This is a genomic window from Streptomyces aureus (assembly GCF_000725495.1).
In the GTDB taxonomy this organism is placed as follows: domain Bacteria; phylum Actinomycetota; class Actinomycetes; order Streptomycetales; family Streptomycetaceae; genus Streptomyces; species Streptomyces aureus_B.
On record NZ_JNZD01000099.1, the window covers coordinates 1 to 302 of the forward strand.

General features: G+C 66.2%; 1 protein-coding gene. It reads right to left on the bottom strand.

Features of this window, described 5'->3' with window-relative positions:
- A partial coding sequence (locus tag IO36_RS47810; RefSeq protein WP_037626624.1) for a SpnB-like Rossmann fold domain-containing protein occupies nt 1-302 on the bottom strand: 302 nt, incomplete at both ends.

Consider the following 302-nt stretch of genomic DNA (forward strand, 5'->3'; position numbering starts at 1 on the left):
GGCTCACCCGTGACAACCGGATCCCCATCACCCTCGACATCCACCAGCCAGAACCGACCCGGCAACTCCCGCTGAGCCGACCGCACCAGACCCCACACCACCGCAGCAGCAGGATCCGCACCACCCACCACACCCCGAGTCACGAACACCACCCGCGCATCCGGCTCCCGCACCAACTCCAACGCCCGAACCGCCAACTCATGCACCGACGCCACCACATCAGCACCACCCACCAACTCCACAAACCGCACATCACCCACCTCCACCGCCGGCACCGACGTCGACCACTCCACCCGATACAA